Origin of the sequence: Paenibacillus auburnensis (genome assembly GCF_927798115.1) — a bacterium.
In the GTDB taxonomy this organism is placed as follows: Bacteria; Bacillota; Bacilli; order Paenibacillales; family Paenibacillaceae; genus Paenibacillus_AQ; species Paenibacillus_AQ auburnensis.
On the sequence record NZ_CAKMMG010000006.1, the window covers coordinates 15,375 to 40,217 of the forward strand.

Sequence of the window (24,843 nt, forward strand, 5' to 3'; positions counted from 1 at the left end):
AGATGGATACCATTACCGGATATTTGAACAATATGTTCGCCTCTTTGCCCAGAACTGAGCAGACCTACAAGCTGAAGCAGGATCTGCTGTTGAGTATGGAAGACAAGTATTACGAACTGAAGCAGGACGGGAAATCGGAGAATGAGGCGGTAGGCATTGTCATTTCCGAATTCGGCAATATCGATGAACTGATTGAGGAGCTCGGCATCGCTGTAGAGGGAACAGATTCACCGCTTCCGCAGCTGGCTCCGGAAGATACCTGGAGCTATATGGCTGCCAAGAAGAGAGCCGGATTCATGGTGGGACTTGGCGTGATGCTGTGCATCGTTGGCCCTGCTTTACTGATTCTGCTTAGTACACTTGCAGAATATGGTTTCCTGCAAGGGGTTATTTCCGAGGATACAGCCGGAATCCTTGGGGTGGTCATCCTGCTTGTACTGGTGGCTCCAGCTGTCGGACTATTTATTTACAGTGGTACGGTGTCGGAGAAATATAAATATTTGCAAAAGGGCTTTACCCTGCCGCATTTTTTACGCACCGAAATTGAGCAGCGCAGCAGAGCATTTACTCCCACCTATACCCTTTCTCTGACTATGGGGGTATGCCTGTGTGTGCTGAGTCCGGTTCCGGTCATTACCTGGTCGATGATTAATGACGACGCTACCGCTTATGGTGTGGTCATTCTGCTGGCGCTGGTGGCACTTGCAGTCTTTCTGTTCATTTACTACGGAAGTATCAAGGATAGCTTCAAGTTCCTGCTCAAGGAAGAAGAGTATACTTATAATGCGTTTAGAGCCCAATAAGACATCCTCAGACCGCTTTACCCATCCCCGGAATTTTAATTAAAAAAGTGACATTACTCATTTAGGTCAAAGAGGATCAATGATAATATAAAGGCATTTCAATCCAAGAAAGATCCTAACAGGGACTGTGAAGTGGCGGAACACCGTTACCTCACAGCTTCTTACTTTGTTGCTTTACAGTGACAAATAACTAGTCGGTGACGGAGAGTAACGGCCAATCAGAGAAACTCGGAGGATGACAGGAATGGGTAAAACAACCGGATTTTTAGAGTATCAGCGGCAGGCTCCTGCGGAGTGCGAGCCTTTAGAACGCATTAAGAACTGGGATGAATTTTTAATACCAATGGATGAAGAGAAGCTGAAGGAGCAAGGGGCCCGATGTATGGACTGCGGAACACCGTTCTGTCATGTGGGGCGGCTGCTTTCCGGGATGGCATCCGGCTGTCCGCTGCATAATCTGATTCCCGAGTGGAATGACTTAGTATACCGCGGCAATTGGCAGGTTGCATTGAAGCGCCTGCATAAGACCAATAACTTTCCGGAGTTTACAGGACGTGTCTGTCCCTCGCCTTGCGAAGGGGCTTGCACCGTAGGACTGAACGGCAAGCCGGTAACCATCAAATCCATTGAGCGGTCGATTGTAGATAGAGGTTTTGCTGAGGGCTGGATCGTTCCTGAGCCTCCTTTGGTCCGTACAGGTAAGAAGGTAGCCGTAGTCGGCTCCGGTCCTGCAGGACTCGCCTGTGCGGCGCAGCTCAACAAGGCCGGACATACCGTAACTGTATATGAACGGGCAGACCGGATCGGTGGATTGCTGACGTACGGGATTCCCAACATGAAGCTGGATAAGCAAACCGTTCAGCGGCGGGTGGATCTTCTGGCTGCCGAAGGGATTACCTTTGTGACCCGGACCGAAATCGGCAAAGATATTACGGCTTCACAGCTCCAGGAAGAACATGATGCCGTTGTGCTATGCGGCGGCTCGACGCAGGCGCGCGACCTGCCGATTGAGGGGCGTGATCTCCGCGGTATACACCAGGCGATGGAGTTTTTGACGCTGAACACGAAGAGCCTGCTTGATTCCGGACTGGCAGACGGAGAATATCTCTCTGCTGCAGGCAAAGATGTAGTAGTTATCGGCGGCGGCGACACGGGTACCGACTGCGTGGCGACTTCCATCCGCCATGGCTGCCGCAGTGTAATCCAGCTCGAAATTATGCCGCAGTCTCCGCTGACCCGTCAGGCCAGCAACCCTTGGCCGGAATGGCCAAAGGTATTGAAGGTGGATTACGGCCAGCAGGAGGCAGCTTCCTTGTACCAGGAAGATCCGCGCCGCTATCTCGTTTCTTCGAAACGTTTTGTCGGAGATGATGGCGGACATGTCCAGGAACTGCATACTGTACGGATAGAGTGGACCCGTAATGAGCAGGGGCGAATGATTCCAGTGGAAGTGCCGGGCAGCGAAGAAATAATTAAGACACAGCTCGTGCTGCTGGCCCTTGGCTTCACGGGACCTGAAGATACAGTGCTGGATCAGCTTGGAGTAGAGCGTGATGAGCGTTCTAATGCCAAAGCGGAGTTCGGTACGCAAACCACCAATATCGAGGGCGTATTTGCGGCTGGAGACATGCGCCGTGGACAGAGCCTAGTAGTATGGGCGATTGATGAAGGACGTCAGACCGCGCGTGAAGTGGACCGCTATTTGATGGGTGCCTCCAATCTGCCTTAATTAATCCGGGAATATTAAAGTATGCGACAGGACGCCAGCGGCGTCCTGTTTTGCGCTCCGGGTACAAGAGGAAGTAAGATTAATAGGAAAGCGAATAAGGGAAGGGAAGATCACCTGATGAAACTAATGTTTATCTCCGATATTCATGGCTCACTGTTTTGGCTGGAACGGGCTTTAGAAAAGGCTGAGCAGGAACAGCCGCATACCCTTGTGATCTTGGGGGATTTCTTGTATCACGGGCCGAGGAATCCGCTGCCGGAGGGGTACGACCCGCAAGGTGTCGCTGCCCGGCTGAATGCCTACGGCAAATCGCTTGTGGCTGTGCGCGGTAATTGTGATGCCGAGGTGGATCAGATGCTGCTGCAGTTTCCGATGATGGGCGATTATGTGCTGATCCTTCATGAAGGCAGGAAAATCTACGCCACTCACGGTCATGGCTTCAGCATCGACCAATTGCCTCCACTCGTTCCGGGCGATGTCTTTATCCAGGGGCATACGCATCTTCCGGTAGCTGACGTTAAGGAAGGTATTTATGTACTTAATCCGGGTTCGATCTCTTTGCCTAAAGAGAATAACCCGCATTCTTACGGGATTATGGTTGACGGGAAATTCACCATTAAGGACTTTGAAGGCAATGTGGTGAAAGACATACGATTGTAAAGATAAGGTGAGCGAGGCAATACTAATGTGTAGGCTTATCATAGGGGTACTGGTTTAAGAGCTCGTCCAGGATCACAGACTGCTCAATGACCTTGGGATGAGTAAAGCACCCGTATATTTTCTCCGTCTGATAAAGCTTCGTCCGGGCGTTTTCCACCTGAAGTAATAATAAATCAAGATTATTCTGCATAAAACCCCCTCCTTAAGAGTATGTTAGTACATGCTGTCAAAAAGCAGAATGGTAAAAAATATGCGGAAACCAAAGAAGAAGCTGCGCCATTGGCGCAGCTTCTTCTTTGGTTCTATTTTAGAATAATCCTACCTGTAGTTGCTAAAAAGACTGCGCAAAACTCTTAACCCCCGGCACCATGGGTCATAGGCTGAAATACATTAGCTTGAATTGAATCGCTGCTGCTGGCATACGCAGGTACGGCAAGGAGAAGCACAATACTAGCTACTGACAGTAATAATGCCATCTTTCTCTTCATTGATCTTTTGCACCTCGCTAATGGAATTTGTGTACCTCTGAATTACTTCCGGGGATGCAGATACCCGGTGTTTCTCGAATAACCCCACACATTTAACAATGTTGGTGTCATTTCTTATAGTAACAGATGATTCCAAACTCTCTAGTAAGTAATGGAAGCCAAATTCGAATTTATTTCGACTAAGATGGTAAATCGCTAACTCGGTCAGAAACCGGGTATATCGGTCACCCGTTAATTGCTGATTGAATTTACCTAAGCGGCTGTGCTGTTCTCTGTAGGACAAATGGTCCTTAAAGCGCTCAAGAATATCATCAACATTAAACCCGTAACGGTTAGCAGCCTGCATAATTTTGAATAAGGCCGGGAAGATCTCAGCTTCCTTGGTTTCAACATAATGTATATATTCAGGCAGCACCTCGACTTGACCGGCCATTAAGCGGTACAAATACATATTGGCCATCGCCCATTCCTGAAACTGCTCCATAACCCGCTGTTCTTCTTGGCTGTATGGAGTATTTACCCAGCTCATATCGGAGTATAAGGAAGCATGATACAGGGCGTTGTCATAATTGCCGAGTTCATCGGAAACCAGTGACCGCAATAAATGTGCATACAATATATAGTAAATAAGCGGTCGTGCAGGCTGCTTCTGGGTGCTTTCTTTCTTTGTCTTTTGCTTATACTGCAGGCTGGCTTTTTGGCCTAAAAGCTCGGCTAGCTCATCAACCTTTTCCCAGCGGTGCATGGAAGCAAATACATCGGCCAGATGCTTAAGCGCATCGAGCTGATCGGCTTCGTCCAGGCGCTCTACATAGGGTTCGAATTGATTGGCGGCATGCAGGTTCGCATCCTGGCTCTCACTGAGCCCGATTGTAAACAGTCTATAACGGCAGAGGGCGAGCCGTTCGGAATGCTGGAAACGTTCACCTTCTGCGACACTTTCGTATATCAGTGCAGCAGCGGCATGGCTGCCCTGTTTGAACAGCTCTTCGGCCGTATCAAACAGCATGGGGGAGTAAATCAGCTTGTCCATAATGTGCTGGACTACACGGTGGATGCAGTCGAGTTTATTCAGTTCTGCGCACCGCTGGAGGAGAGGTCCGATCCGCCGCCAGTCCGGAGCGCCGTTAATAATGTAATTATCGACATACAGTTCATAAAAATAGCCCTCAGGCAGGTCCATGGCTGTGGTGATCCGGTCAAGCTGCTGCATTGCAATCGGACGATGTCCCTGGATCACATTGCTGAGTGTACCGGAATTCATTCCCGAGCGCGCGGCAAATTTTGAAATCGTCAAAGCTTCTCTTTTCATGTAATCTTCGAGCTCTGTTAGGATCGTTGATGCAGGTTCCAAGTCATGACCACCTTTCACGCTGTAGGTCCGGTAATTATAATTGTACATCTTCCAGTATTATACAAAATCTAACGATGGTCAATATTAGAGATACGTCTTATATGTGAACATGCTGTTTTCTGGCAATTGAGCGTGTCACCAGTTTATTGTATGATGGGTAAGGAGCTTTTTAGTAGTGATAACCCGCTCCAAATTTAACCAGTAGAGGTAGCTAACGAATGTATCCTAAAGACTTGAACTATACAATGCCCGCGGAATGGGACAAGCACGAACGGACCTTCATCTCCTGGCCGGTGCAGGCGTCGATGGTATTTCCGGATAACTATAAAGCTGTAAGCGAAGGCTATACTGAGATTATACAGGCGATTGCCGAGTTTGAGCCAGTAACAGTTATAGTAAATCCTGAAGAACTGGCAGCGGTGGAGGCTCTGGGTCTTGGATCCAATGTAACGCTTTTGCCGATCCGGCATAATGATGCCTGGCTGCGTGATAACGGGCCGACGTTTGTTGCGGCCGGGGACGGGAAGCTCGCCGGTGTGAACTGGAAGTTCAATGCCTGGGGCGGCAAATATATGCCTTGGGACCTCGATGATGAGGTGGCACCGCAGATCCTGGAGCAGCTGCAGGTTGAACGGTTTGATGCACCGCTCGTCATGGAGGGAGGCTCGATCCACACCGATGGTGAAGGAACACTGATTACCACGGAGGAGTGCCTGCTTAATACCAACCGCAATCCCGAGCTTAGCCGCGAAGAGATTGAGGATTATGTGCGCAAATTCACTGGTGCAGAGTCGATCATCTGGCTGAAACGCGGTCTCAGCGGCGACGAGACTGACGGACATGTCGATAATATTGCTTGTTTTGCCGCACCGGGCAAAGTAATTATCCAGGTATGTGACGATCCGAAGGACGAGAATTATGAGATTACCCGGGAGAATCTGCGTATTCTGGAGAGTGCAGTAGATGCTAAAGGCCGGAAGCTGGAGATTATCCAGATTGCCCAGCCTCCGCGGGTTGATTATGAGGACAGCCGCCTGACGCTCAGCTACCTAAATTTTTATTTTGTCAACGGCGGCATCATCCTGCCGGTATTCGGCGGTACGGCTGCTGAGACAGATAAGCTGGCCGAGCAGCAGCTGGGCGGGCTGTTCCCTGACCGCAGAATCCGCACGGTGAACGGTATGGCCGTGATTGGTGAGGGCGGCAATGTGCACTGCACTACCCAGCAAATGCCGGCAAGGAAATAAATGAATTTTGGCAAGGAGGACTAACAACGTGAGAAAAGTAAAGGTAGCCGCAACACAAATGAGCTGTTCCGGCGACATTGATGAGAATATCCGCAAGGCTGAAGTCCTGGTTAGAGAGGCGGCGGCACAGGGAGCGCAGATAATTTTGCTGCAGGAGCTGTTCGAAACACCGTATTTCTGCCAGAAGGAAAAGTCCGATTATTATGCGTATGCTACTGAGCTTGAGCACAACAAAGCCGTGAACCATTTCAAGGCGATCGCCAAAGAGCTGCAAGTAGTGCTGCCCATCAGCTTTTATGAGAAGAAAAACTATGCTCGCTACAATTCGCTGGCGGTCATTGATGCCGACGGAACCGTAATGGGCAAGTACCGCAAGAGTCATATTCCGGATGGTCCCGGTTATGAGGAGAAGTTCTACTTCAATCCCGGTGATACCGGCTTCAAGGTATGGAATACCCGCTATGCCAAAATCGGCGTGGGCGTCTGCTGGGACCAGTGGTATCCAGAAGCGGCCAGAGTGATGAGCCTGATGGGGGCAGAAATTCTGTTCTACCCTACAGCTATCGGTTCAGAGCCGCAGGACGGCTCCATCGATTCTAAGGACCACTGGCAGACCTGCATGCTGGGTCATGCGGCGGCGAACCTGATCCCCGTCGTGGCTTCCAACCGGATTGGTGAAGAAACTGACGAGGAATCCAGCATTAACTTCTACGGCTCCTCGTTCATCGCCGGCCCGCAGGGCAACAAGGTTGTTGAAGCCGGACGAGATGAGCAGGCGGTGCTAGTCAGTGAATTCGATCTGGATGCCCTTGAGGTCGGCCGGATTGAATGGGGGATTTTCCGCGACCGCCGTCCCGAGCTGTACCGGATGATTGCTTCCTATGACGGCGATCTGACGTTTTAAAGGATAAGAATCTATAAGCTTCACCCTTAAATCGGCCGTCTCTATGGGTCGGCAATGATGTTATAAGGCTATCTCCGTGGAGATAGCCTTTTTTGTGTACCGGGAGCGTCAGAGGCGGAGAGGACGGCAGTAAATGTTATAATCTATTGATGATATGTTATGTAATCTAACGCAAGTGAGAAAAGTTAATTGTCACCACTGCTTTAATCTGATAAAATCTCCTTAAGTATTTTACAAAAACAGTAGGGGGATTGGGATATGGGGATCGGAAAAAAGTGGGCAATGTCAGCTTTAGTTTCATGCTTCGTGCTTACAATGGTGGGCTGCGGCTCGAATAACAATGCGGCAGGCAATGGTACAGCGGGTGAAATGATCAAATTCGCCAGTGACGCCAGCTACGCACCGATGGAGTATATGGATACGGATACCATCAAGGGTTTTGACATTGATTTCATCAAAGCGGTTATGGAAGAAGCGGGGATCAAATATTCGGTAACCAATACGGGCTGGGATACGATGCTTTCAAGCGTGAAGCAGGGGACGGAATATCAGGCTGGTCTTTCTTCCGTATCCATCACGGATGAACGCAAGGAAACCTATGACTACTCCATCCCTTATTTTGAATCGACGAACATGATCATGGTCAAAGAAGGCAGTGACATCAAGAACGCTCTGGACCTGAAGGATAAAGTGGTAGCGGTTCAGGGGGCTACGACAGCCGATGACCTAATGAGCGGAATCATGGGTGTCGACAACGCCAACCTGAAACGCTTTGACAGCAATGCAGTGGCGCTGATGGAGCTGAACAGCGGCGGAGCCGATGCGGTTGTAGCGGATATTGCCATCGTGAATGAATATATCAAGAACAATCCGAAAGAGAAACTGACCGGAATTATTGATAAGGAAAACTTCGGTTCCGAGTACTACGGTATCCTCTATCCTAAAGGTAGCGAATGGAAAGCTAAGCTGGACCCGGCGATCAAGGCGATCATCGAGAACGGAAAGTATGCGGAAATCTACAAAACATGGTTCGGGGAAGAGCCGGATACGGCCACTCTTCTGAGCGCGGAGTAAGGCAGGGAAACAACAATGCATGCGTAATGATTGCTATTGCGCATGCTTCTTTTTTTGAAGAGAGCAATAGAGAAAGATAGACGCAGAAGAGAAGGGGAGAGTTCTATGGATTTCAGATTCGACATCATCGTTCATTATTTACCGGTTTTATTGCGAGGAACACTGTTTACGATCGGTGTATCCATCGTCTCGATTCTGTTCGGCTCTATTCTAGGGCTGGGCATCGGATTCGGCAAAATGGCGCCAAAAGCCATCTTCCGCTGGCCCTTTCATTCTTACATTAACTTTTTCCGGGGGACGCCGCTGTATGTGCAGATTCTGATCGTACACTTTGGGGTGATTCCTGCTTTTTACGGAACGACTAATGTGCTGCTGACTTCGTTTGTGGCGCTTTCGCTGAACTCGGCCGCTTACTCCGCTGAGATTTTCCGTGCAGGCATCCAGTCCATCGATCCCGGTCAGCGTGAAGCGGCCTTATCGCTTGGAATGACCAAATGGCAGGCGATGCGATTTATTATTTTGCCGCAGGCGATCAAACGGATGGTTCCGGCGTTCGGAAATGAATTTATTGTGCTGGTCAAGGATTCCTCGCTGCTGGCGCTGGTGGCTGCCCCTGAAATCATGTACTGGAGCAACACAATGAAAGGCCAATATTTGCGGATCTGGGAACCGTATCTGACCGCTGCACTGATCTATTTCATCCTAACCTATTCCCTCAGCAAGCTGCTCAATTATATCGAACGGAAGGTGTAAGTTCATATGGAGCCTATTATTTCAGTGAGACATTTGCATAAATCCTTCGGAGCCCACCGGGTACTGACGGATATTAACGTGGATATTCACAGCCGGGAGGTTGTCGTGGTCATCGGGCCTTCAGGTTCGGGGAAATCGACCTTTTTGCGCTGTCTCAATTTGCTGGAGCAGCCGCAGGACGGCGATATAATTATTGAAGGCACTTCCTTGATGGCCAAAAGCACAAGGATTAACGATATCCGCACAGAGGTTGGCATGGTGTTCCAGCAGTTCAATCTGTTTCCGCACAAAAAGGTGATCGAGAATATCATGCTGGCACCGGTGCAGGTCCGTAAATGGCCGGAGGACAAGGCGCGGGAGAAGGCGCTGGAGCTGCTGCAAAAGGTAGGTTTAAGCGAAAAGGCAGAGATGTACCCCGCTTCTCTCTCCGGCGGGCAGTCACAGCGTGTAGCGATCGCCCGTGCGCTTGCCATGGAGCCGAAGATTATGCTATTTGACGAGCCGACGTCGGCGCTGGATCCGGAAATGGTCGGTGAGGTGCTTGCCGTAATGAAGGATTTGGCCCGTGAGGGAATGACCATGGTTGTGGTTACCCATGAGATGGGCTTTGCCCGCGAAGTAGGGGACCGAGTGCTGTTTATGGAGCAGGGGGTTGTCGTAGAGGAAGGGGCTCCAGAGCAGCTGTTTGGTAATCCGTCTCATGAGCGCACCCAGGAGTTTTTGTCAAAGGTTCTGTGAGAATCTGGAAAACTAGAATAATACTTTTCAATCGGTTATATTAGAAGAGTAGGCGGGAGTACCGATGAATACGCCAGATATCTGTCGAAATGACGGAGGGGAGGCTCTCTAATATCTTTAGTTATCATAACTTATAATGATAGAAGGAGAATACGATGAGCACATTTAAAAATTGGCTGAACACAACTAAAAGCGGACTGACTGAACAGGTTAAGAAATTTAAAAATAAAGATTTCATGAATGCGGTCGTTGCGGGCTGTGCCTTAGTGGCTGCTGCAGACGGTAAGATTGAAGAGGCTGAGAAGAACAAAATGGCCGGATATATGAACCTCAGTAACGAGCTTAAGGTATTTGATATGAGAGATGTCATTACCCAGTTTAACTTCTATGTCAGCAATTTCGAATTCACCCCGGAGATCGGCAAACAGGAAGCGCTCAAGTCCATCGCCAAATTTAGCGGCAAACCGGAAGTCGGCCGTGTAATTGTAGGTGTATGCTCTGCTATCGGGGCGGCTGACGGTGATTTTGATGAGCAGGAAAAGGCTGTTGTACGGAATATCTGCAGTGTGCTGGGACTCAGTCCAAACGAATTCAGCCTCTAAAGGCTGCTGGATATTTGCCATTAATTCGATGAAACGAAACAGGTTCTTGACCGTATCACTGATATAACATCCTCATGCTAGACTTACAGGCTGTGATTCTTTTCGGAAACGGAGGTACTTGAAATTGGCTGGAATTAATCTGGTAAAAGGTCAGAAGATTGATTTAACTAAAGGTAATGCCGGGCTGTCAAATGTCATTGTAGGTTTGGGCTGGGACCCCGCCGAGCCTGCCCGCGGGTTCTTCGGTGTGAAGAAACAGGCCAATGTGGACTGCGATGCCTCAGCACTGCTGCTTAGTGAGAATGGCAAGCTGGTCAATAAAACGAATCTTGTATGCTTCCACAACAAACAGAATCCGAACAATTCGGTTGTTCACTCCGGGGACAACCTGACCGGTGACGGAGATGGAGACGACGAACAGATCATGGTCAATCTGAAGGCGATCCCTTCCGATGTGCACAAGGTTCTGGTTGTGGTTAATATTTATGATGCCGTCAACCGCAAACAGGATTTCGGAATGATCAAATCCGCGTACATCCGAATCATGAATGCATCGGGCAATACGGAGCTGGTCAAGTTTAATCTGACGGACAATTACACAGGCTTTACGGCGCTTATCTGCGGGGAGTTGTACCGCTACGGCGAGGAATGGAAATTCGCGGCGATCGGTGAAGGCGCCCATGCAGCACATATTAATCAGCTGGCTGAACGATACATCTAAATCTAATAGAAGAGAGGTTTATACTCATGGCGATTAATTTATCTAAGGGACAAAAGATTGATTTGACGAAATCCAATCCGGGCTTGACCAAGATTACGGTCGGCCTCGGCTGGGATACCAACAAATATGACGGCGGCAAGGATTTTGACCTTGACGTGTCCGTATTTTTGACCAATGCAAGCGGCAAGGTTGCTAAAGAGACCAACTTCATCTTCTTTAACAATAAGCAGAATGAGAATGGTTCGGTAATTCATACCGGAGATAATCGTACTGGCGAAGGTGACGGAGACGATGAGCAGATTCAAGTGGATCTTCCTAATATTCCGGCTGACGTGGAGAAGATTGCCTTCACGATCACCATCTATGAAGCTGAGCAAAGAAGCCAGAACTTCGGACAGGTATCCCGCTCATACGTGCGCATCCTGAACGAAGCCAACGGTGAGGAATTGATCCGGTTCGACCTCGGGGAAGACTTCTCCATTGAAACCGGTGTAGTTGTCGGCGAATTGTACCGCAATGCCGGCGAATGGAAATTCAGTGCAATTGGTAGCGGCTACAAGGACGGCCTGGCTGGCCTTACCCGTGATTACGGATTGCAATAAATCAGGAAAGAAGGTATTAGCCAGTGACAATCAGTCTTTCCAAAGGACAACGGATTGATCTTACCAAGACCAATCCGGGTCTGACGAGAGTGGTAGTAGGGCTAGGCTGGGATACGAACAAATATAGCGGAGGCAAAGACTTTGACCTGGATGCTTCAGCATTCCTGCTGCATGAGGACGGCAAGGCTAAGGGTGAGGATGACTTCGTATTTTATAACAACCCGAACGGTGGCACAGGCTCCGTAACGCATACAGGAGATAACCGTACAGGTGAAGGTGACGGGGATGACGAGCAGGTCCTTGTTGATTTCAGCAAAGTTCCCGCGCATATTCAGCGTATTGGGATTACGGTGACCATTTATGATTACGAATCGCGCGGCCAGAATTTCGGACAGGTATCCAATGCGTTCGTGCGTGTAGTCGATGCCGGTAATGATCGCGAAATTCTGCGTTATGATCTCGGCGAGGACTTTTCAACCGAGACGGCAGTTGTATTCTGCGAGTTTTACCGTCATGGTGCGGACTGGAAATTCCAGGCGGTGGGCAGCGGTTTTACCGGCGGTCTCAGCGCATTATGCAGAAACTACGGGCTGGATGCGCAATAGCAGCATTAGTCGGTTTCAAAGGCGGGATCCTCAGTGATCCTGCCCTTTTTATACAGTAAAAGCTATTAGTTAAAGGTTAAAGGTGGCTTAACCAATGAACGTAGAAGCAGTGAAAGGTCAGAAGGTTGATCTGACCCGCGGGAACCCCGGACTTAAATCTCTGATCGTAGAGATCGGCTGGCGTGCTCCGGCATCAATGGAAATTGATGCTTCTGCTTTTTTACTGGGAGCACAGGCAAAAGTAAGCAGCGACGAGGATCTGATCTTTTATAATAATCCTGTTACGCCTTATATCAGCTATAAGGATATACCGGTTGCCGGATCAAGCGGCCTAAAGCACTTCGAAATCGAACTGGACAAGGTCCCCACTGAAACAATGAGGATCGCATTTGCAATTACACTTTATAACGGTGAGAGCCGAAATCAGATGTTCGGGCAAATGGGAGATGCTCATTGCCGGATTCTGAACCGGGTAACCGGGGAAGAAATCATGCGATGTAATCTTGGAAATCATTTCTCTGTGGAAACGGCTGTTGTAGTAGGAGAATTATATAGATATAACAGTGATTGGAAATTCAGCGCCATTGTAGCTGGTTTTGACGGTGGGCTTAAGGCGTTATGCGGGAACTATGGCATTGAGGTGGAGGACGAGCCTGCTGCCTCTGGCCCAAAGGGTCTGGGAACATCTCCTGAGCCGAAGCTGGCTCCCAGGGCAGATATTATTCCACCGCCTCCGGCAGCACCCGTACCGCCGGCCCCGGCGGACAGTGCTCCCTCGCCAGTGCTGAATCTCAATCTGAAGAAGATTGAACTGAAGAAAAAAGGCGATTCGATTAATCTGAAGAAATCTGCCGCCGGTCTCGGGGAAGTGCTTATTAATCTGAACTGGAACCAGCGGCAAGGCGGAGGATTGTTCGGCCGCAAGGGCGGCGTAGATTTAGATCTCGCTTGCCTGTATGAATTGAAGGATGGAAGAAAAGGTGTTGTTCAGGCACTGGGTAATGCTTTTGGCAATCTTCAGCAGCCGCCTTATGTGATGCTGGATGGCGATGACCGCACCGGCTCCGTGAAATCAGGTGAGAATCTGCGGATCAACGGCAGCAGGGTTGCCGAGATCAGGCGGGTCCTGATCTTTGCTTTTATCTATCAGGGAGTGACCCATTGGTCTGAAGCAGATGGTGTTGTAACGATTCATCAAGGCGATGGACCGGATATTATCGTGAATCTGGACGAGCATAACAACCGCAAAGGGATGTGTGCAATTGCGCTTATACAGAACGTCGGTGATGAAACATTCAGTATTGAGCGGCTCGTGCAGTATTTCAGCGGCCATAGGGATATGGATCAGGCCTATGGATGGGGATTGCGCTGGGTAGCGGGCAGCAAATAATTTTATTTTTCCGGAGGCGCAAAGCGAGATGGATTGGTTTAGTGATTTTTTTAGAAGCATCAGTGATAATTATGGACATTTCTTTTCCTGGAGTGATATAGCCGGAACGCTTTCTGACCCGGTGAGCTGGGGAATTATCGGCAGTCTGGTTCTGCTGGAAGGGCTGCTCTCCGCCGATAACGCGCTTGTGCTTGCGGTCATGGTCCGGCATTTGCCGAAGGAGCAGCAGAAGAAGGCGTTGTTTTACGGGATCTTGGGAGCTTATTTATTCAGATTCCTGGCCATTGGCCTGGGGACGTATTTAATTGAATTTACACTCGTCAAAGTTCTGGGCGCCCTGTACCTCTTTTACATCGCTTATAAAGGATTATTTAAAGGCGGCGGAGAAGACGGGCATACGGAGAACAAAGGCACCTCTTTCTGGAAGACGGTACTCCTTGTTGAATTAATGGATATTGCTTTTAGTATTGACAGTGTTATTGCAGCCTTCGGTCTGAGCAGTGAAGTATGGGTGCTCTTCCTGGGCGGTATTCTCGGCGTACTGATGATGCGTGGCGTAGCTCAAGTGTTCCTGAAGCTGATTGCCAGGTTCCCTGAGCTGGAGCAGGCCGCATTCCTGCTCATTGCCATTATTGCCGCTAAGATGCTTGCTGGAGCCTTTGGATTTGAAATGCCGCATGTGGTGTTCTTTACCATTCTGATTGCGGTCTTTGTGGGAACCATTCTGTACAGTTCCGCGAAGAAAAAGAAGGAAATCGATAAAGAAGCCTAATAGTCATAGTAGTAGTTTCATAAGGAGGGGACCTTCACAGGGAAGGTGGAGTGCTCCCTCCCGGGTAATCGTATATGTAGTAGCTTGGCCTTTGCTTGTATTGGAGAAAGCCGGAAGCCGTCCCCGATAGGACGGCTTAACCGGTTCTGCAGCTCTCTATAAGGAGAGGCTATTCTTTTTTTGAAATAGAAGGATTATTTGCCTCACTTTGTACAACTATTAGGGGGAACGGCCTTTGAAATACTTCGATTACCTGACCAAGGAACAAGAGACGTCATTATTCTACTCTCCGCCTGTTACATTTAACCATAGAACGAATAAGGAACTGCTAGCCTATGCCGTTGGCGCAGCTCTTTATATGCCGGCTACCCGCGCCAGCGTTGCGGAAGATATTTTGAAGCTCAGAGGGGCGGGTCTGGTCACGGTAATCATCGATCTGGAGGATGCCATTGGCGATGGAGAGGTCTGTTTTGCTGAGGAGTCGGTGTTTAGGCATCTTTCTTTTCTGTCCGCCTATACCGAGAATGAGCCTGAACCTGAGAACAGCCTTCCGCTGATTTTTATCCGTGTCCGAAGCCCCGAACAGCTGCAGCAGCTGATTTTCCGGTTGGGTTCCCTGATTACGATGCTGACCGGCTTTGTCTTCCCCAAATTCTCGGCAGAGAACGGTGTGGATTTCTTTGAAGCCATTGCCGATTATAACAGCTCGCGCAGCTATTCTGCACCCGTGCTGTACGGCATGCCGATTCTGGAGAGCGCCCCGATTATTTACCGGGAGAGCCGGATTGACAACCTGCTGGCGATCCGCAATCTGCTCGGTGATTACCGCGATTATGTGCTGAATGTCCGAATCGGGGCAACCGATTTCTCCAGCCTGTTCGGGCTGCGCCGCAGTCCGGATATCAGTATCTATGACCTTACCCCCATCCGTGACTGCATGTCGGATATCATCAATGTATTCGGAAGGATGGAAGAGGGCTATGTCATTTCAGGCCCCGTGTGGGAATATTTCGGCAATAAGGGACATAGGGGACTCCGTCCGCAGAGCCAGCAGATCTCTTTTGAGGATGCCTACGGCAGGCTGAATTATTTCTCCAGAGCGATGGAGGGCCTGATCCGTGAAGTCACTTTGGATAAAGAGAACGGCATCATTGGCAAAACGATTATTCATCCTTCCCAGCTTAGACCCGTCCAGGCTTTGTACACGGTTCAGCATGAGGAGTACGTGGATGCGTTAAGTATTGTGGAGAGTAATGACGGCAGCCGTGGTGTATTTAAAAGTGAATATTTTAACAAAATGAACGAAATTAAGCCGCACTTGAACTGGGCGAAACGTATTTTACTACGATCTCAAGTATACGGGGTGTTACATGAACAACAGCATTTTACCTTCTTACTACCCGAGAACGAATATTCACACGTTTAATATTGTTGAAAATCTGCAGGTTACGGTAACCGAAACATCCAACCCCTTTCATATGCCGGTGGAATCGTTATTTTCAATGGCTGCCCGGATTAATAAAAAACGTTCGTTCCTCTTTGTCAGCAAAGTGCTTGGCAAGCATATTCCGGTGAACCCCTATACCCCGCTGCTTAGCGGAGCTGCACTGGGACTGCTGCTGTACCGCGAAATGGGCGGTGAAGCGGGCAGTGATACGATGGACGAGCTGCTGGACCAGGCGGTTCACGGCCTGATCCACTCGCTCTATGCGGAAGAGGCTTACCGCAAACTGCTGGCGGCACGGCTTACGCTTCCGCGTCCCGTTGTCTTTATCGGTTTTGCTGAGACGGCTACCGCTCTGGGGCATAGTATGTACAACATGTTTGCCGGCGGAGCGTCATATATTCATACTACCCGTGAGGATATTCCAGAAATGGAATCGGTCGTCAGCTTTGAAGAAGAGCATTCCCATGCGGTTGACCATCTCTGCTATGCGCTGAATGCTGGCCTGCTGTCAGGGGAAGAGCCGGTTATACTGGTGGATGATGAGATTACGACCGGGAATACGGCCATTAACACCATTCGTGATATCCAGTCTAAATTCCCGCGCAGGGAATATGTAGTGGCCTCGCTGCTGGACTGGAGAAGTGATGCTAATATTCAAGCTTACCGGGACCTGGAGCAGGAGCTGGGCATTAAGATCAGGGCCTTATCGCTGCTGCAGGGAACGATTGATGTAAAAGGTGTGCCTCTCTTAGAGGCGGACGGACGCAAAGGCCGAGTCGATGCTGACACGGGAGTGCCAGTAGTGACTACTTACGTAAGAGACAGGCTGGAGCGGCTGATGGTCAGCTCCACTGATTCCTGCGGTGAGATCAATCGCTCGCCTTACCTGAAGCTGAGCGGACGTTTCGGCCTCGAATCGGCCGATAATGTGGCAATAGATCAGGAGGTTGCACGGGTGGTGGAACAGCTGCGCAACCTGCGCGAAGGAAGCCGCACACTGGTGATGGGCGTAGGCGAATTCATGTATCTGCCGATGCGGATTGCTGCAGAGATGGGGGAGGGGGTATCCTACCAGTCCTCTACCCGCAGCCCGATTCATCCCGAGCGCAGGCCGGACTACGGGGTGCACAACGCGTACGCCTATCCGTCAGCCGGTGATCCTGCAATCACAAACTACATCTATAATGTGGATCACGGCCAGTATGATGATATTTTTATCCTCCTTGAACGTGAGGTGCCGGCTCAGCGCATTAAGCCGATGACAGATATTCTTAAGGGACTGGCGGGCAGTAAAGTGCATCTGATCGTACTGGCTCCTGAACAAGAAGGGGAGGCCGCGGCAGATGAAGGGGACAGATAGTCAGGAGCGTGTGATGCGCCATAGAATAGCACCTCCGGTTCCTATGGGCAGCTACCCCCCGTCAGACGTAACTTTCCTGCTGAAGGATCTCAGCGACATTTCACTGGAGCTGGGGACGGCGGAGCGGGAGAAGGCAATCCAGTCTGGAGTGAGTTATTCCGAGATGCTGCCGGTGGAATATCAGCCAACGGAGCAGTATATTGAGTTGTTCCAGGAGACGCTGCGGGAATCTGCAGCGAAGGTGGCCCTGGCGGTTGCGGTAGTCTCCGAGCGGATTGTGGCTCAGCGGGGAACGGAGGGTACCGTGCTTGTCTCCCTAGCCCGGGCCGGAACGCCCGTAGGCGTGCTGATCAAACGCTATATCGCCGAAACCTATGGAGCTGAACTGCCGCACTACAGCGTCTCGATTATCCGCGGCAAAGGGCTGGACGAAAATGCCATTCTCTACATCCTGCAGCAGCATGGGGCAGGGGCCAAGCTGCAGTTCGTGGATGGATGGACAGGCAAAGGCGCGATTACCCGTGTTCTTATGGAATCCTGCGCCGGATTCCACAAGAAGTATGGCATTGCCTTGAACAATGATCTCGCTGTATTGGCTGATCCCGGACATTGTTCCGGCACCTATGGAACCAGAGAAGATTATCTGATTCCCAGCGCTTGCCTCAATTCGACGGTGTCAGGCCTGCTGAGCCGTACGGTACAGCGGGATGATCTGATTGGCCCGGGAGACTTTCATGGAGCCAAATTCTACAGAGAATGGCTGGATAACGATTATTCCAATGTATTCATCGGGGCAATTACTCCTTATTTTGCTTCTGTAAGGAAGCAGGCGGTTGCCGTTGCTGAGGAGATGCAGGCCTCTCCGCCAGAAGTGTCCTGGCGGGGAATGCGTGATATACAGACCCTTCAGGAGAAGTTCGGAATGGACAATATCAATCTGATCAAACCTGGTGTAGGTGAAACAACCCGGGTATTGCTGCGCAGAGTGCCGTGGAAGATTATTGTCGATACTAAGAGCAATCCGAATCTGCGCCATATTCTGCTGCTTGCAGAAGAGCGTGGGGTCCCGGTAGAAGAATACCCGGGGCTGGCCTATTCCTGCTGCGGCATCATCAGGCCGCTTAAGGGAGGTGAAGCCGAATGATCTATGCCAGCGATTTGGACCGAACGCTGATTTATTCGCTTGGCGCGCTCTGCGTCCCCGAGGATACCCCGGGGCTTGTGCCTGCCGAGATTATTGATGGCAAGACAACTGCGTATATTTCCCGCAAGGCTCTGGAGCTGCTTCAGGAGCTTACGGCGAACGTTATTTTCATGCCGGTAACTACACGCACTATAGCGGAATACAAGCGGATTAACCTGTTCCAGGAGACGCTTATCCCGGATTATGCGGTCACGAGCAACGGCGGCAATATCCTTGTGGGCGGAGTGGTAGATCAAGAGTGGCGGAGTCATATCGGCAGGCTGGTGGAGCAGAATTCTGCTGCGGCAGCAGAAGTAAGGGAGATTGTCCGGTCTGTAGTGCGAACAGATTGGATTATCAGCGAGCGTTACTGTGATGAGCTGTTCTTTACGTATATGGTATACCGGGATCTTCTGCCGTTGGATGAGATTAACCATATGTCCGAGCGTTTGCACGGACTGGGCTGGAGAGTTTCTCTACAGGGCCGCAAGCTATACATAGTGCCTGAGGCTGTGAATAAAAGCGATGCCATCATCCATGTGCGGCGAACTGTCCGTTCAGAGCCCATGGTAGCTTCGGGCGATTCGCTGCTGGATAAGAGTCTGCTGGAAAGTGCTGACTATGCCATAGCTCCATGCCACGGAGAAATATTTGCCGAGCAGCAGGTGACTCAAGTAAAATTAAACTATCCTTTTACGCAGCAGAAAGGTGTTTTTGCCGGGGATGAGATCATGTTATATGTAAGGGAGATTTATAACAATCTATCGACATTGGGAGTTGGGCTGAAGTGAAGAAGGTAAATATTTATTTCAACCGCTGGTTTTCCGTGGCTTATCATTATATGAATCTCATCCGTAATAACGAGGATGGTGTTCCCGTACAAATTTTTGCTACCCACCCCGATATCAGGCATATGTCGCTGCAAGGCGCCGATGTCGCCGGTACCGAACCGGCTGTTACAGGCATCGAATACGTCCAGTTCTGTATCGATTTTTGCCGCAGTAATGAGATTGATATTTTCATTCCCCGCCTGCATATGATGGATATCGCCCTGCATGCGGCGCAGTTTGATGCGATCGGTACGAAGGTGCTGGTATGCCGTGATCTGGACCTGCTGGAAATGATGCTGGACAAAGGCAAGTTCTATGAAAAGGTTAAAGATAGCGGAATTATGGAAATTCCTGAATACCATGTAGTCAATACTGCGGAACAGTTCAAGACGGCATATGAGGATCTTGTAGCCAAGGGGCTCCGGGTCTGCTTCAAGCCGACCGAAACCGAAGGGGGGTTAGGTTTCCGGATAATCAACAATAGCCGTAGTCCTCTGCAGGAGCTGTTCGGCTATGTGACGCAGCATATTTCCTTCGATGAAGCCTACCGCGTTCTATCCGGCGCAGAAACCTTCCCCGACCTGATGGTAATGGAGCTGCTCGAAGGATATGAGTACAGTATAGATTGTCTGGCCGATGAGAATGGCAGGCTGCTGGCGGCAGTGCCGCGCCGTAAGGATACCGGACGCCTGCGGGTGATGGAGCATATTCCTGAGCTGGAGCTTATCGCTGAACGGGTAGCTGAAACGTACCGGATTCCGTTCAATTTTAATATTCAGATGAAGTATGGCGGTTCCGTTCCTAAGCTGCTGGAGATCAACCCCCGCATGTCGGGAGGTCTGCATGTCTCCTGTCTGTCGGGCATTAACTTCCCATATCTGGCGGTCAAAAGCGCGCTCGGCGGTGAGGTCCAGCCTGTAAGCTTCGGTGAGGATGTACTGGCAAGCCATGTGGAACAGCCGATGATTATGAAAATATTTGCTGAATCTACTATTCAAGACGCTGTGAATTAAGCAAACTGCAGGAAGCCTGCAAGAGGTGAGAATAATGAATTCAAAATCAAAAGTACTACTATACGCGGCTGCCGGATATGTAGTGGCGGTATTAACCAGCAGTTTCCTGCCGGAGCTGCTCTCCCTGCTGCTGCCGGTAGCCGGAGCCGCGGCCGGCCTTTGGGGCGGCAAGCGCACACGGGTTAACCTCCCTGCGGAGGTTCTTCCTGCCGGACAAGCCCCCGCAGCGGCTCTGCCGGCATCTGCGGCCAGTCGCCCTGTAACGCGGGAAGCGGCAGCCGGAGGCGCGGATACAGCTGGACAAGCTGATGCAGCCGCCAGAGGGCACGCCGAGATTAAGATCGGAGCAGAGTTTGCTCCGGTTGTAGAGTATCTGGTCATTCTGGAGGATATGATTATTTCGGAAGGCCAGAAGGACACCCTGGACAATGAGATCGTCGAGAAATCACTGGCGCTCTTCGCAAGAATCCAGCGTGTTCTTCCGCTGCTGCAAGAGCTGGGCAACGGTGAGATTAACCATACCGTCCGCAGACTGGTTCTGAAGGATCTGAACGGGGTGATCAATCCGTTCCTGCGGCTGGGCGGCGAAGCGAAGACGAAAAACCGGAGAATGCTGCTGAACGGTCTGAGGGATGTTGATTCCAAAATATCGGATATCGCCTCAACGATCGAACATAAAGACCTGATGGAACTTCAGACCAAGGCGGAACTGATTCATCAGCGCTACAGCAGTTCCGAATTATAGGAGGGAAACCCATGTCCACGCAGTTAATGCAGCTCAAGCAAGAAGATGAGCAGAAGGTAGTCGAGGAAGCCTCGCAATTAATCGAAAAAGTAGCAAAAACGGATACTGTAGCTCTCGATTCCTTAATGGACGATATCGGCAAGCTGGGGGTAAAGACTCAGGAAAAGGCTGGCCAGACCCTGAAGCTGCTGGATCGCCCGGTGAATGATCTGATGTCCGGCAAACGCGTCGAAGTGCCGAATATGATTATGAAGCTGCGCAATGAATGCGAAACGCTGCAGCAGAGCAAGAATGTTAGCTTTTTTGGCAAAGTGCTCCGTAAAAGCCCGCTAAAGAATTATGTCTACAAATATCAGTCCGTCCGCACGAATATTGACGCCATCGTTACCGGTCTGCGTGACGGCCGCGACACGCTCGAAGAGAGCATCGTCAATATGCGGCAGCTGAAGCGCACCTCCATGGAGGAGATTTACAATCTGCAGACCAAAATCGCCTTCGGCAACAAGCTGAAGGAATTGTTCGAGGTTGAGATCGCCAAACCGGAGAATGAGTTCCGCAAAGCCTATCTGGAGCGCGGCCTGCGCAAGGTCATGGTCCGGATTCAGTCGATGACCGAGATGATTCTGCTCTACAATCAGGCAATTGCCGCTACAGACATCATCAACGACAATAATGACAAACTCATCGATTCCGTTAACAACGCGATTGATAAAACCTCCAACCTGATCACCGTGTCAGCGATGATTGCCATGTCACTGGCGGATCAGGAGAATGTCATTTCCGCTGTAGAAGCGACGAACAAAACGATTGAGGACCAGTTCAAGGAGAATGCGCGTCTGCTGCGCACTACAACCGAGAAGACCACAGAGCTGCTGTCCAAGCCTTCGATGTCTCTAGAAGCAGTGAATCAGGCTATCGGCGATCTGCTCAGTGCCCTTGATACGTCTGAGCAGTCCAACCGCCGGATTATCGAGAGCTGCCAGGATTATACGTCCAAAATGACGACTATCAATACGCAGCTGAACAACCGGCTCGGACTGAACGAAGGTTCCCAGCCGCAGGCGCTGAGGCAAGCGGGTTCAGATAGCGAGCTTAGCAGCTTTTTGAACTAACAGAGCAAGCAGCATTGATATGAAGTTAAGTCCGCCGGACCATCCGGCGGACTTATTTGCGTATATTCTGTTATTAATTTGAGAATATATCTAATTTACTAATATTTTCATATAGGATATTATGGTAATGCTTTATCTGTATTGATTGTGAGATAAGTATAGTAGAGCAGGTATAATTTAAGGCTGTTCCAGGGTGAGCGGCATATAGGAGGCTTGTTAATGGGCAGGAAGTTCAGGGGGATAATGGCGGGGGTACTTGGGATTAGTATGCTCTTAGGATCTATGGGTGCAGCAGGTGCGCAGAGCAGCGGCAAGGATTACGAAGGCCACTGGGCACAGAAGACGATTGAAAGCTGGCTGGAGAAGGGTGACCTGAAAGGTTTTCAGGATGGATCGGTGAAGCCCAACCAGACGATTACGAGAGCGGAATTTATGACACTGGTCAATCGTTCCTTCGGGTTCACTTCGGAAAGCAAGATCAGCTTTACCGATGTGGCTTCAACCAATTGGGCTTACAGTGAAATTGCGAAAGCGGTTGCAGCCGGGTACATACAAGGCTATAACAATGACATCCGTCCCGGTGATCCCATTAACCGCCAAGAGGCGGCGGTAGTCGTAGGCAAGCTCCTGAAGCTTGCTGGCGGAAATATAAATGATCTGAAGATGTTCAGCGATGCCGGGCAAATTGCCGAGTGGGGCAAAGCCAGCGTTGCAGCAGCGGTTGCAGCTGGAATTCTTAAAGGTTACCCGAACGGCACGTTTGCACCTCAGCAGGCACTGACCCGGGCAGAATCCCTGACACTGATTGATAGTGCAGCTGCTCAATACACAGCCGATCAGCCAACGGCAACTCCGGCGGCATCAGCTACGCCGTCCGCAAGTCCGACGCCAACCGCAACTGCGGCAGCAGCGGTAGGCGGTGGAGGAGGCGGGGGCGGCGGGGGCGGTTCAGTTACAGCAACGCCAACGCCAACAGCAACACCAGTAGTGACGCCAACAGCAACGCCAGTAGTGACTCCGGAGCCTACGCTGCCGGTCAGCGATATTCCACTGCTTGATATTCATGTTGCTTCGGTTACGAATACTTCCGTAACGAATGGCGTCTACTTGAACTTTGACTATAGTGCATTGCCTGCCTCCATGTTTGGGAACGGAACATATGCTACTTATTATGTAACTACAACCCCGATAAACTCCAGAGACCTGAAATGGGTGCTGCAGAACAGACGGGCGCTTACTACTTCTCCTACGTATTCATATCCGAATAATTCACATGTCAAGGTTGATGTGCCTAGCGCATTTGTACCGGCGGCAGGTGATTATTATGTATCGGTTATATTAAATGCGCATGACCAAACACTAGGCTACTATTCGCAAAAGGTTAATCTGCAGCCGGCGTTTGTCTCCGTTTCAAAGAATTTTGTAAAGCTGGAGACCGGTGTAACCATTAAGCTGGAGAAGCAGGTAGTTCAGTCTACACCTGATATTATGGGAGGAACATACTATTCTGATGTCGTTGATGTGACCTATGCTCTGAAAGATCAACCAGGTAACGCTGTGTATTACAGCATTACTCCCAAGTATTACATGGATGTTGATTATAAGTGGGCAGTCGGAGATCTCCTCAAGAGTTCACATAGTCTGTACTCCGATAAGATCATCCGGGTGACCGATCACTATTATCCGAAGAGTATCAGCGATATTCCACTGGTATATGAAACCTTGGGGAATAATAAAACCTATAATGAGCAAGAGTATACAATCATTTTCTATAACAAGGATTTGCAGGCGCTCAGTTATTACCAGGGCAAAGTAACGCAGAGTGATGAACTAGCGGTAGAGACTGCAGAGAAAAAAATTGATGAGATTTCGGGCAAACCCGCGCTGGAAGAAGAGAGTGTCATTATGAGAGCTTCGCGAGCGTATTCGCTGCTTAATGATTCCCTCAAAGCTCAGATCAGCCAGAGCCGGAGAACAACGCTGGAGAATGCCTTAAGTCAGCTTGAAATGAAGAAAAGCTCAGGTCCGCTGGGCAGCAGCCTGCCTTTGGCATCGACGAAACTCACCCCACAGCGCACTACGTTCAATGGCTTAATTCTAACCGCTTATACTGTGGATACCATTAGTGAGGCCGAAAGTATCTCTCTGTATATCACTGACAGTCCTTTCACTGCCGCAGATCTGGCTGTTCCAAGTGTGTACGGCAAGCAGAAATTCCGCGGCTATGATTCTCTTTCTGTAACAGGTGTGCAAGGAAATCACTATGCTACGGTTGTGATATACGATAAGAACGGCCAGCCTATACGATACGCGACGCAACTGATTGATTTCACTGTTACCGCTCCGGTATGGGACGGATCAGCGGTGCAGATTCAGGATGGAGTAAGTTTGGAACGGGATTATAGTAATGGCAGCCGCGCAGACTACGTCATTTTTGAGGATTATAAAAAAGCCCATCCTGAGGCGGTATATGCTACAACGACATCCAGATCAGAACTTGGGACAGTCCAGGATTTTAACCCGGAAAATGTAGTAAAGCATTTGAATGCGTACAACTTTACAAGCAGCTATCCATTTATCCGATTATCGTATGAGACCGAAGAAGCTTTAACCGGATTAACCGAGGATTACATTATCATTTTCTATGATCAGAATTTCAAAGCCATTAGCTATTACATTGGTACTCTGGCTGACTAACAGCTATCGCCGCA

Annotated in this window: 24 protein-coding genes; 22 read left to right on the forward strand and 2 right to left on the reverse strand. The window is 49.9% G+C overall.

The genetic code is table 11. The features are described 5' to 3' along the window. Window positions 1–2 precede the first annotated feature (2 nt). From L6H70_RS18980 to yfcE, 3 genes are all read left to right on the forward strand, one after another. The gene (locus tag L6H70_RS18980; RefSeq protein WP_236335609.1) at window positions 3–803 is read left to right on the forward strand and encodes a permease prefix domain 1-containing protein; all 801 of its coding nucleotides are present in this window, start codon (window positions 3–5) and stop codon (window positions 801–803) included. A gap of 244 nt (window positions 804–1,047) precedes the next feature. Then, window positions 1,048–2,532 (forward strand): glutamate synthase subunit beta, encoded by a 1,485-nt coding sequence (locus L6H70_RS18985; RefSeq protein ID WP_236335610.1) that lies wholly within the window; start codon window positions 1,048–1,050, stop codon window positions 2,530–2,532. Between the two features lie 117 nt (window positions 2,533–2,649). Further along, window positions 2,650–3,192, forward strand: coding sequence for a phosphodiesterase (gene yfcE, locus L6H70_RS18990; RefSeq protein WP_236335611.1), 543 nt, complete (start codon window positions 2,650–2,652; stop codon window positions 3,190–3,192). 22 nt (window positions 3,193–3,214) lie between these two features. Here the strand turns inward: yfcE and L6H70_RS18995 are convergent, their stop codons facing one another. Together L6H70_RS18995 and L6H70_RS19000 are read right to left on the reverse strand one after the other, a co-directional pair. Next, entirely contained in the window at window positions 3,215–3,382 is a 168-nt protein-coding gene (locus L6H70_RS18995) for an aspartyl-phosphate phosphatase Spo0E family protein (protein WP_236335612.1), read from the reverse strand. Window positions 3,383–3,642: 260 nt separating this feature from the next. Beyond that, complete coding sequence (locus L6H70_RS19000; RefSeq protein ID WP_236335613.1) at window positions 3,643–5,034, reverse strand: helix-turn-helix domain-containing protein; 1,392 nt, start codon at window positions 5,032–5,034, stop codon at window positions 3,643–3,645. A gap of 218 nt (window positions 5,035–5,252) precedes the next feature. On the opposite strand from L6H70_RS19000, the gene L6H70_RS19005 reads away from it, so the two are divergent. The 19 genes from L6H70_RS19005 (at window position 5,253) to L6H70_RS19095 (ending at window position 24,829) form a co-directional block, all read left to right on the forward strand. Continuing rightward, window positions 5,253–6,281, forward strand: coding sequence for an agmatine deiminase family protein (locus L6H70_RS19005; RefSeq protein WP_236335614.1), 1,029 nt, complete (start codon window positions 5,253–5,255; stop codon window positions 6,279–6,281). Window positions 6,282–6,309: 28 nt separating this feature from the next. Beyond that, window positions 6,310–7,185, forward strand: coding sequence for an N-carbamoylputrescine amidase (gene aguB, locus L6H70_RS19010; RefSeq protein WP_236335616.1), 876 nt, complete (start codon window positions 6,310–6,312; stop codon window positions 7,183–7,185). 258 nt (window positions 7,186–7,443) lie between these two features. Then, window positions 7,444–8,259 carry a transporter substrate-binding domain-containing protein gene (locus tag L6H70_RS19015; RefSeq protein ID WP_236335618.1) on the forward strand — a complete coding sequence of 272 codons (816 nt, stop codon included), beginning with the start codon at window positions 7,444–7,446 and terminating at the stop codon, window positions 8,257–8,259. A 105-nt stretch (window positions 8,260–8,364) separates the two neighbouring features. Then, window positions 8,365–9,012, forward strand: a complete 648-nt coding sequence (locus tag L6H70_RS19020) for an amino acid ABC transporter permease (protein ID WP_206102895.1) — start codon at window positions 8,365–8,367, stop codon at window positions 9,010–9,012. Window positions 9,013–9,027: 15 nt separating this feature from the next. Then, a complete protein-coding gene (locus L6H70_RS19025; RefSeq protein WP_236335899.1) occupies window positions 9,028–9,750 on the forward strand; it encodes an amino acid ABC transporter ATP-binding protein in 723 nt (240 codons plus the stop codon). Window positions 9,751–9,905: 155 nt separating this feature from the next. Continuing rightward, complete coding sequence (locus L6H70_RS19030) at window positions 9,906–10,352, forward strand: tellurite resistance TerB family protein (protein ID WP_236335620.1); 447 nt, start codon at window positions 9,906–9,908, stop codon at window positions 10,350–10,352. A gap of 124 nt (window positions 10,353–10,476) precedes the next feature. Further along, window positions 10,477–11,073: a TerD family protein gene (locus L6H70_RS19035; protein WP_236335622.1), complete on the forward strand. Its 597-nt coding sequence runs from the start codon at window positions 10,477–10,479 to the stop codon at window positions 11,071–11,073. A 26-nt stretch (window positions 11,074–11,099) separates the two neighbouring features. Continuing rightward, window positions 11,100–11,675 (forward strand): TerD family protein, encoded by a 576-nt coding sequence (locus tag L6H70_RS19040; RefSeq protein WP_236335623.1) that lies wholly within the window; start codon window positions 11,100–11,102, stop codon window positions 11,673–11,675. Between the two features lie 23 nt (window positions 11,676–11,698). Next, window positions 11,699–12,280 carry a TerD family protein gene (locus tag L6H70_RS19045; protein ID WP_236335624.1) on the forward strand — a complete coding sequence of 194 codons (582 nt, stop codon included), beginning with the start codon at window positions 11,699–11,701 and terminating at the stop codon, window positions 12,278–12,280. A 94-nt stretch (window positions 12,281–12,374) separates the two neighbouring features. Further along, complete coding sequence (locus tag L6H70_RS19050) at window positions 12,375–13,670, forward strand: TerD family protein (protein WP_236335625.1); 1,296 nt, start codon at window positions 12,375–12,377, stop codon at window positions 13,668–13,670. 28 nt (window positions 13,671–13,698) lie between these two features. After that, complete coding sequence (locus tag L6H70_RS19055) at window positions 13,699–14,442, forward strand: TerC family protein (protein ID WP_206102900.1); 744 nt, start codon at window positions 13,699–13,701, stop codon at window positions 14,440–14,442. 235 nt (window positions 14,443–14,677) lie between these two features. Next, window positions 14,678–15,868 carry an HpcH/HpaI aldolase/citrate lyase family protein gene (locus L6H70_RS19060; protein ID WP_236335626.1) on the forward strand — a complete coding sequence of 397 codons (1,191 nt, stop codon included), beginning with the start codon at window positions 14,678–14,680 and terminating at the stop codon, window positions 15,866–15,868. A 76-nt stretch (window positions 15,869–15,944) separates the two neighbouring features. Next, window positions 15,945–17,249 carry a phosphoribosyltransferase family protein gene (locus L6H70_RS19065; protein WP_236335900.1) on the forward strand — a complete coding sequence of 435 codons (1,305 nt, stop codon included), beginning with the start codon at window positions 15,945–15,947 and terminating at the stop codon, window positions 17,247–17,249. Further along, the gene (locus tag L6H70_RS19070; RefSeq protein ID WP_236335627.1) at window positions 17,233–18,393 is read left to right on the forward strand and encodes a cysteine protease StiP family protein; all 1,161 of its coding nucleotides are present in this window, start codon (window positions 17,233–17,235) and stop codon (window positions 18,391–18,393) included. Before L6H70_RS19065 ends, L6H70_RS19070 begins: the two co-directional genes overlap by 17 nt. Continuing rightward, complete coding sequence (locus L6H70_RS19075; RefSeq protein WP_236335628.1) at window positions 18,390–19,223, forward strand: HAD family hydrolase; 834 nt, start codon at window positions 18,390–18,392, stop codon at window positions 19,221–19,223. Before L6H70_RS19070 ends, L6H70_RS19075 begins: the two co-directional genes overlap by 4 nt. Continuing rightward, entirely contained in the window at window positions 19,220–20,275 is a 1,056-nt protein-coding gene (locus L6H70_RS19080) for an ATP-grasp domain-containing protein (RefSeq protein WP_236335629.1), read from the forward strand. The genes L6H70_RS19075 and L6H70_RS19080 overlap by 4 nt, the downstream gene beginning before the upstream one ends. Window positions 20,276–20,309: 34 nt before the next feature. Continuing rightward, window positions 20,310–21,020, forward strand: coding sequence for a hypothetical protein (locus L6H70_RS19085; protein ID WP_236335630.1), 711 nt, complete (start codon window positions 20,310–20,312; stop codon window positions 21,018–21,020). A gap of 11 nt (window positions 21,021–21,031) precedes the next feature. After that, complete coding sequence (locus L6H70_RS19090; RefSeq protein WP_236335631.1) at window positions 21,032–22,132, forward strand: toxic anion resistance protein; 1,101 nt, start codon at window positions 21,032–21,034, stop codon at window positions 22,130–22,132. 219 nt (window positions 22,133–22,351) lie between these two features. Continuing rightward, the gene (locus tag L6H70_RS19095) at window positions 22,352–24,829 is read left to right on the forward strand and encodes an S-layer homology domain-containing protein (RefSeq protein ID WP_236335632.1); all 2,478 of its coding nucleotides are present in this window, start codon (window positions 22,352–22,354) and stop codon (window positions 24,827–24,829) included. Window positions 24,830–24,843 lie beyond the last annotated feature (14 nt).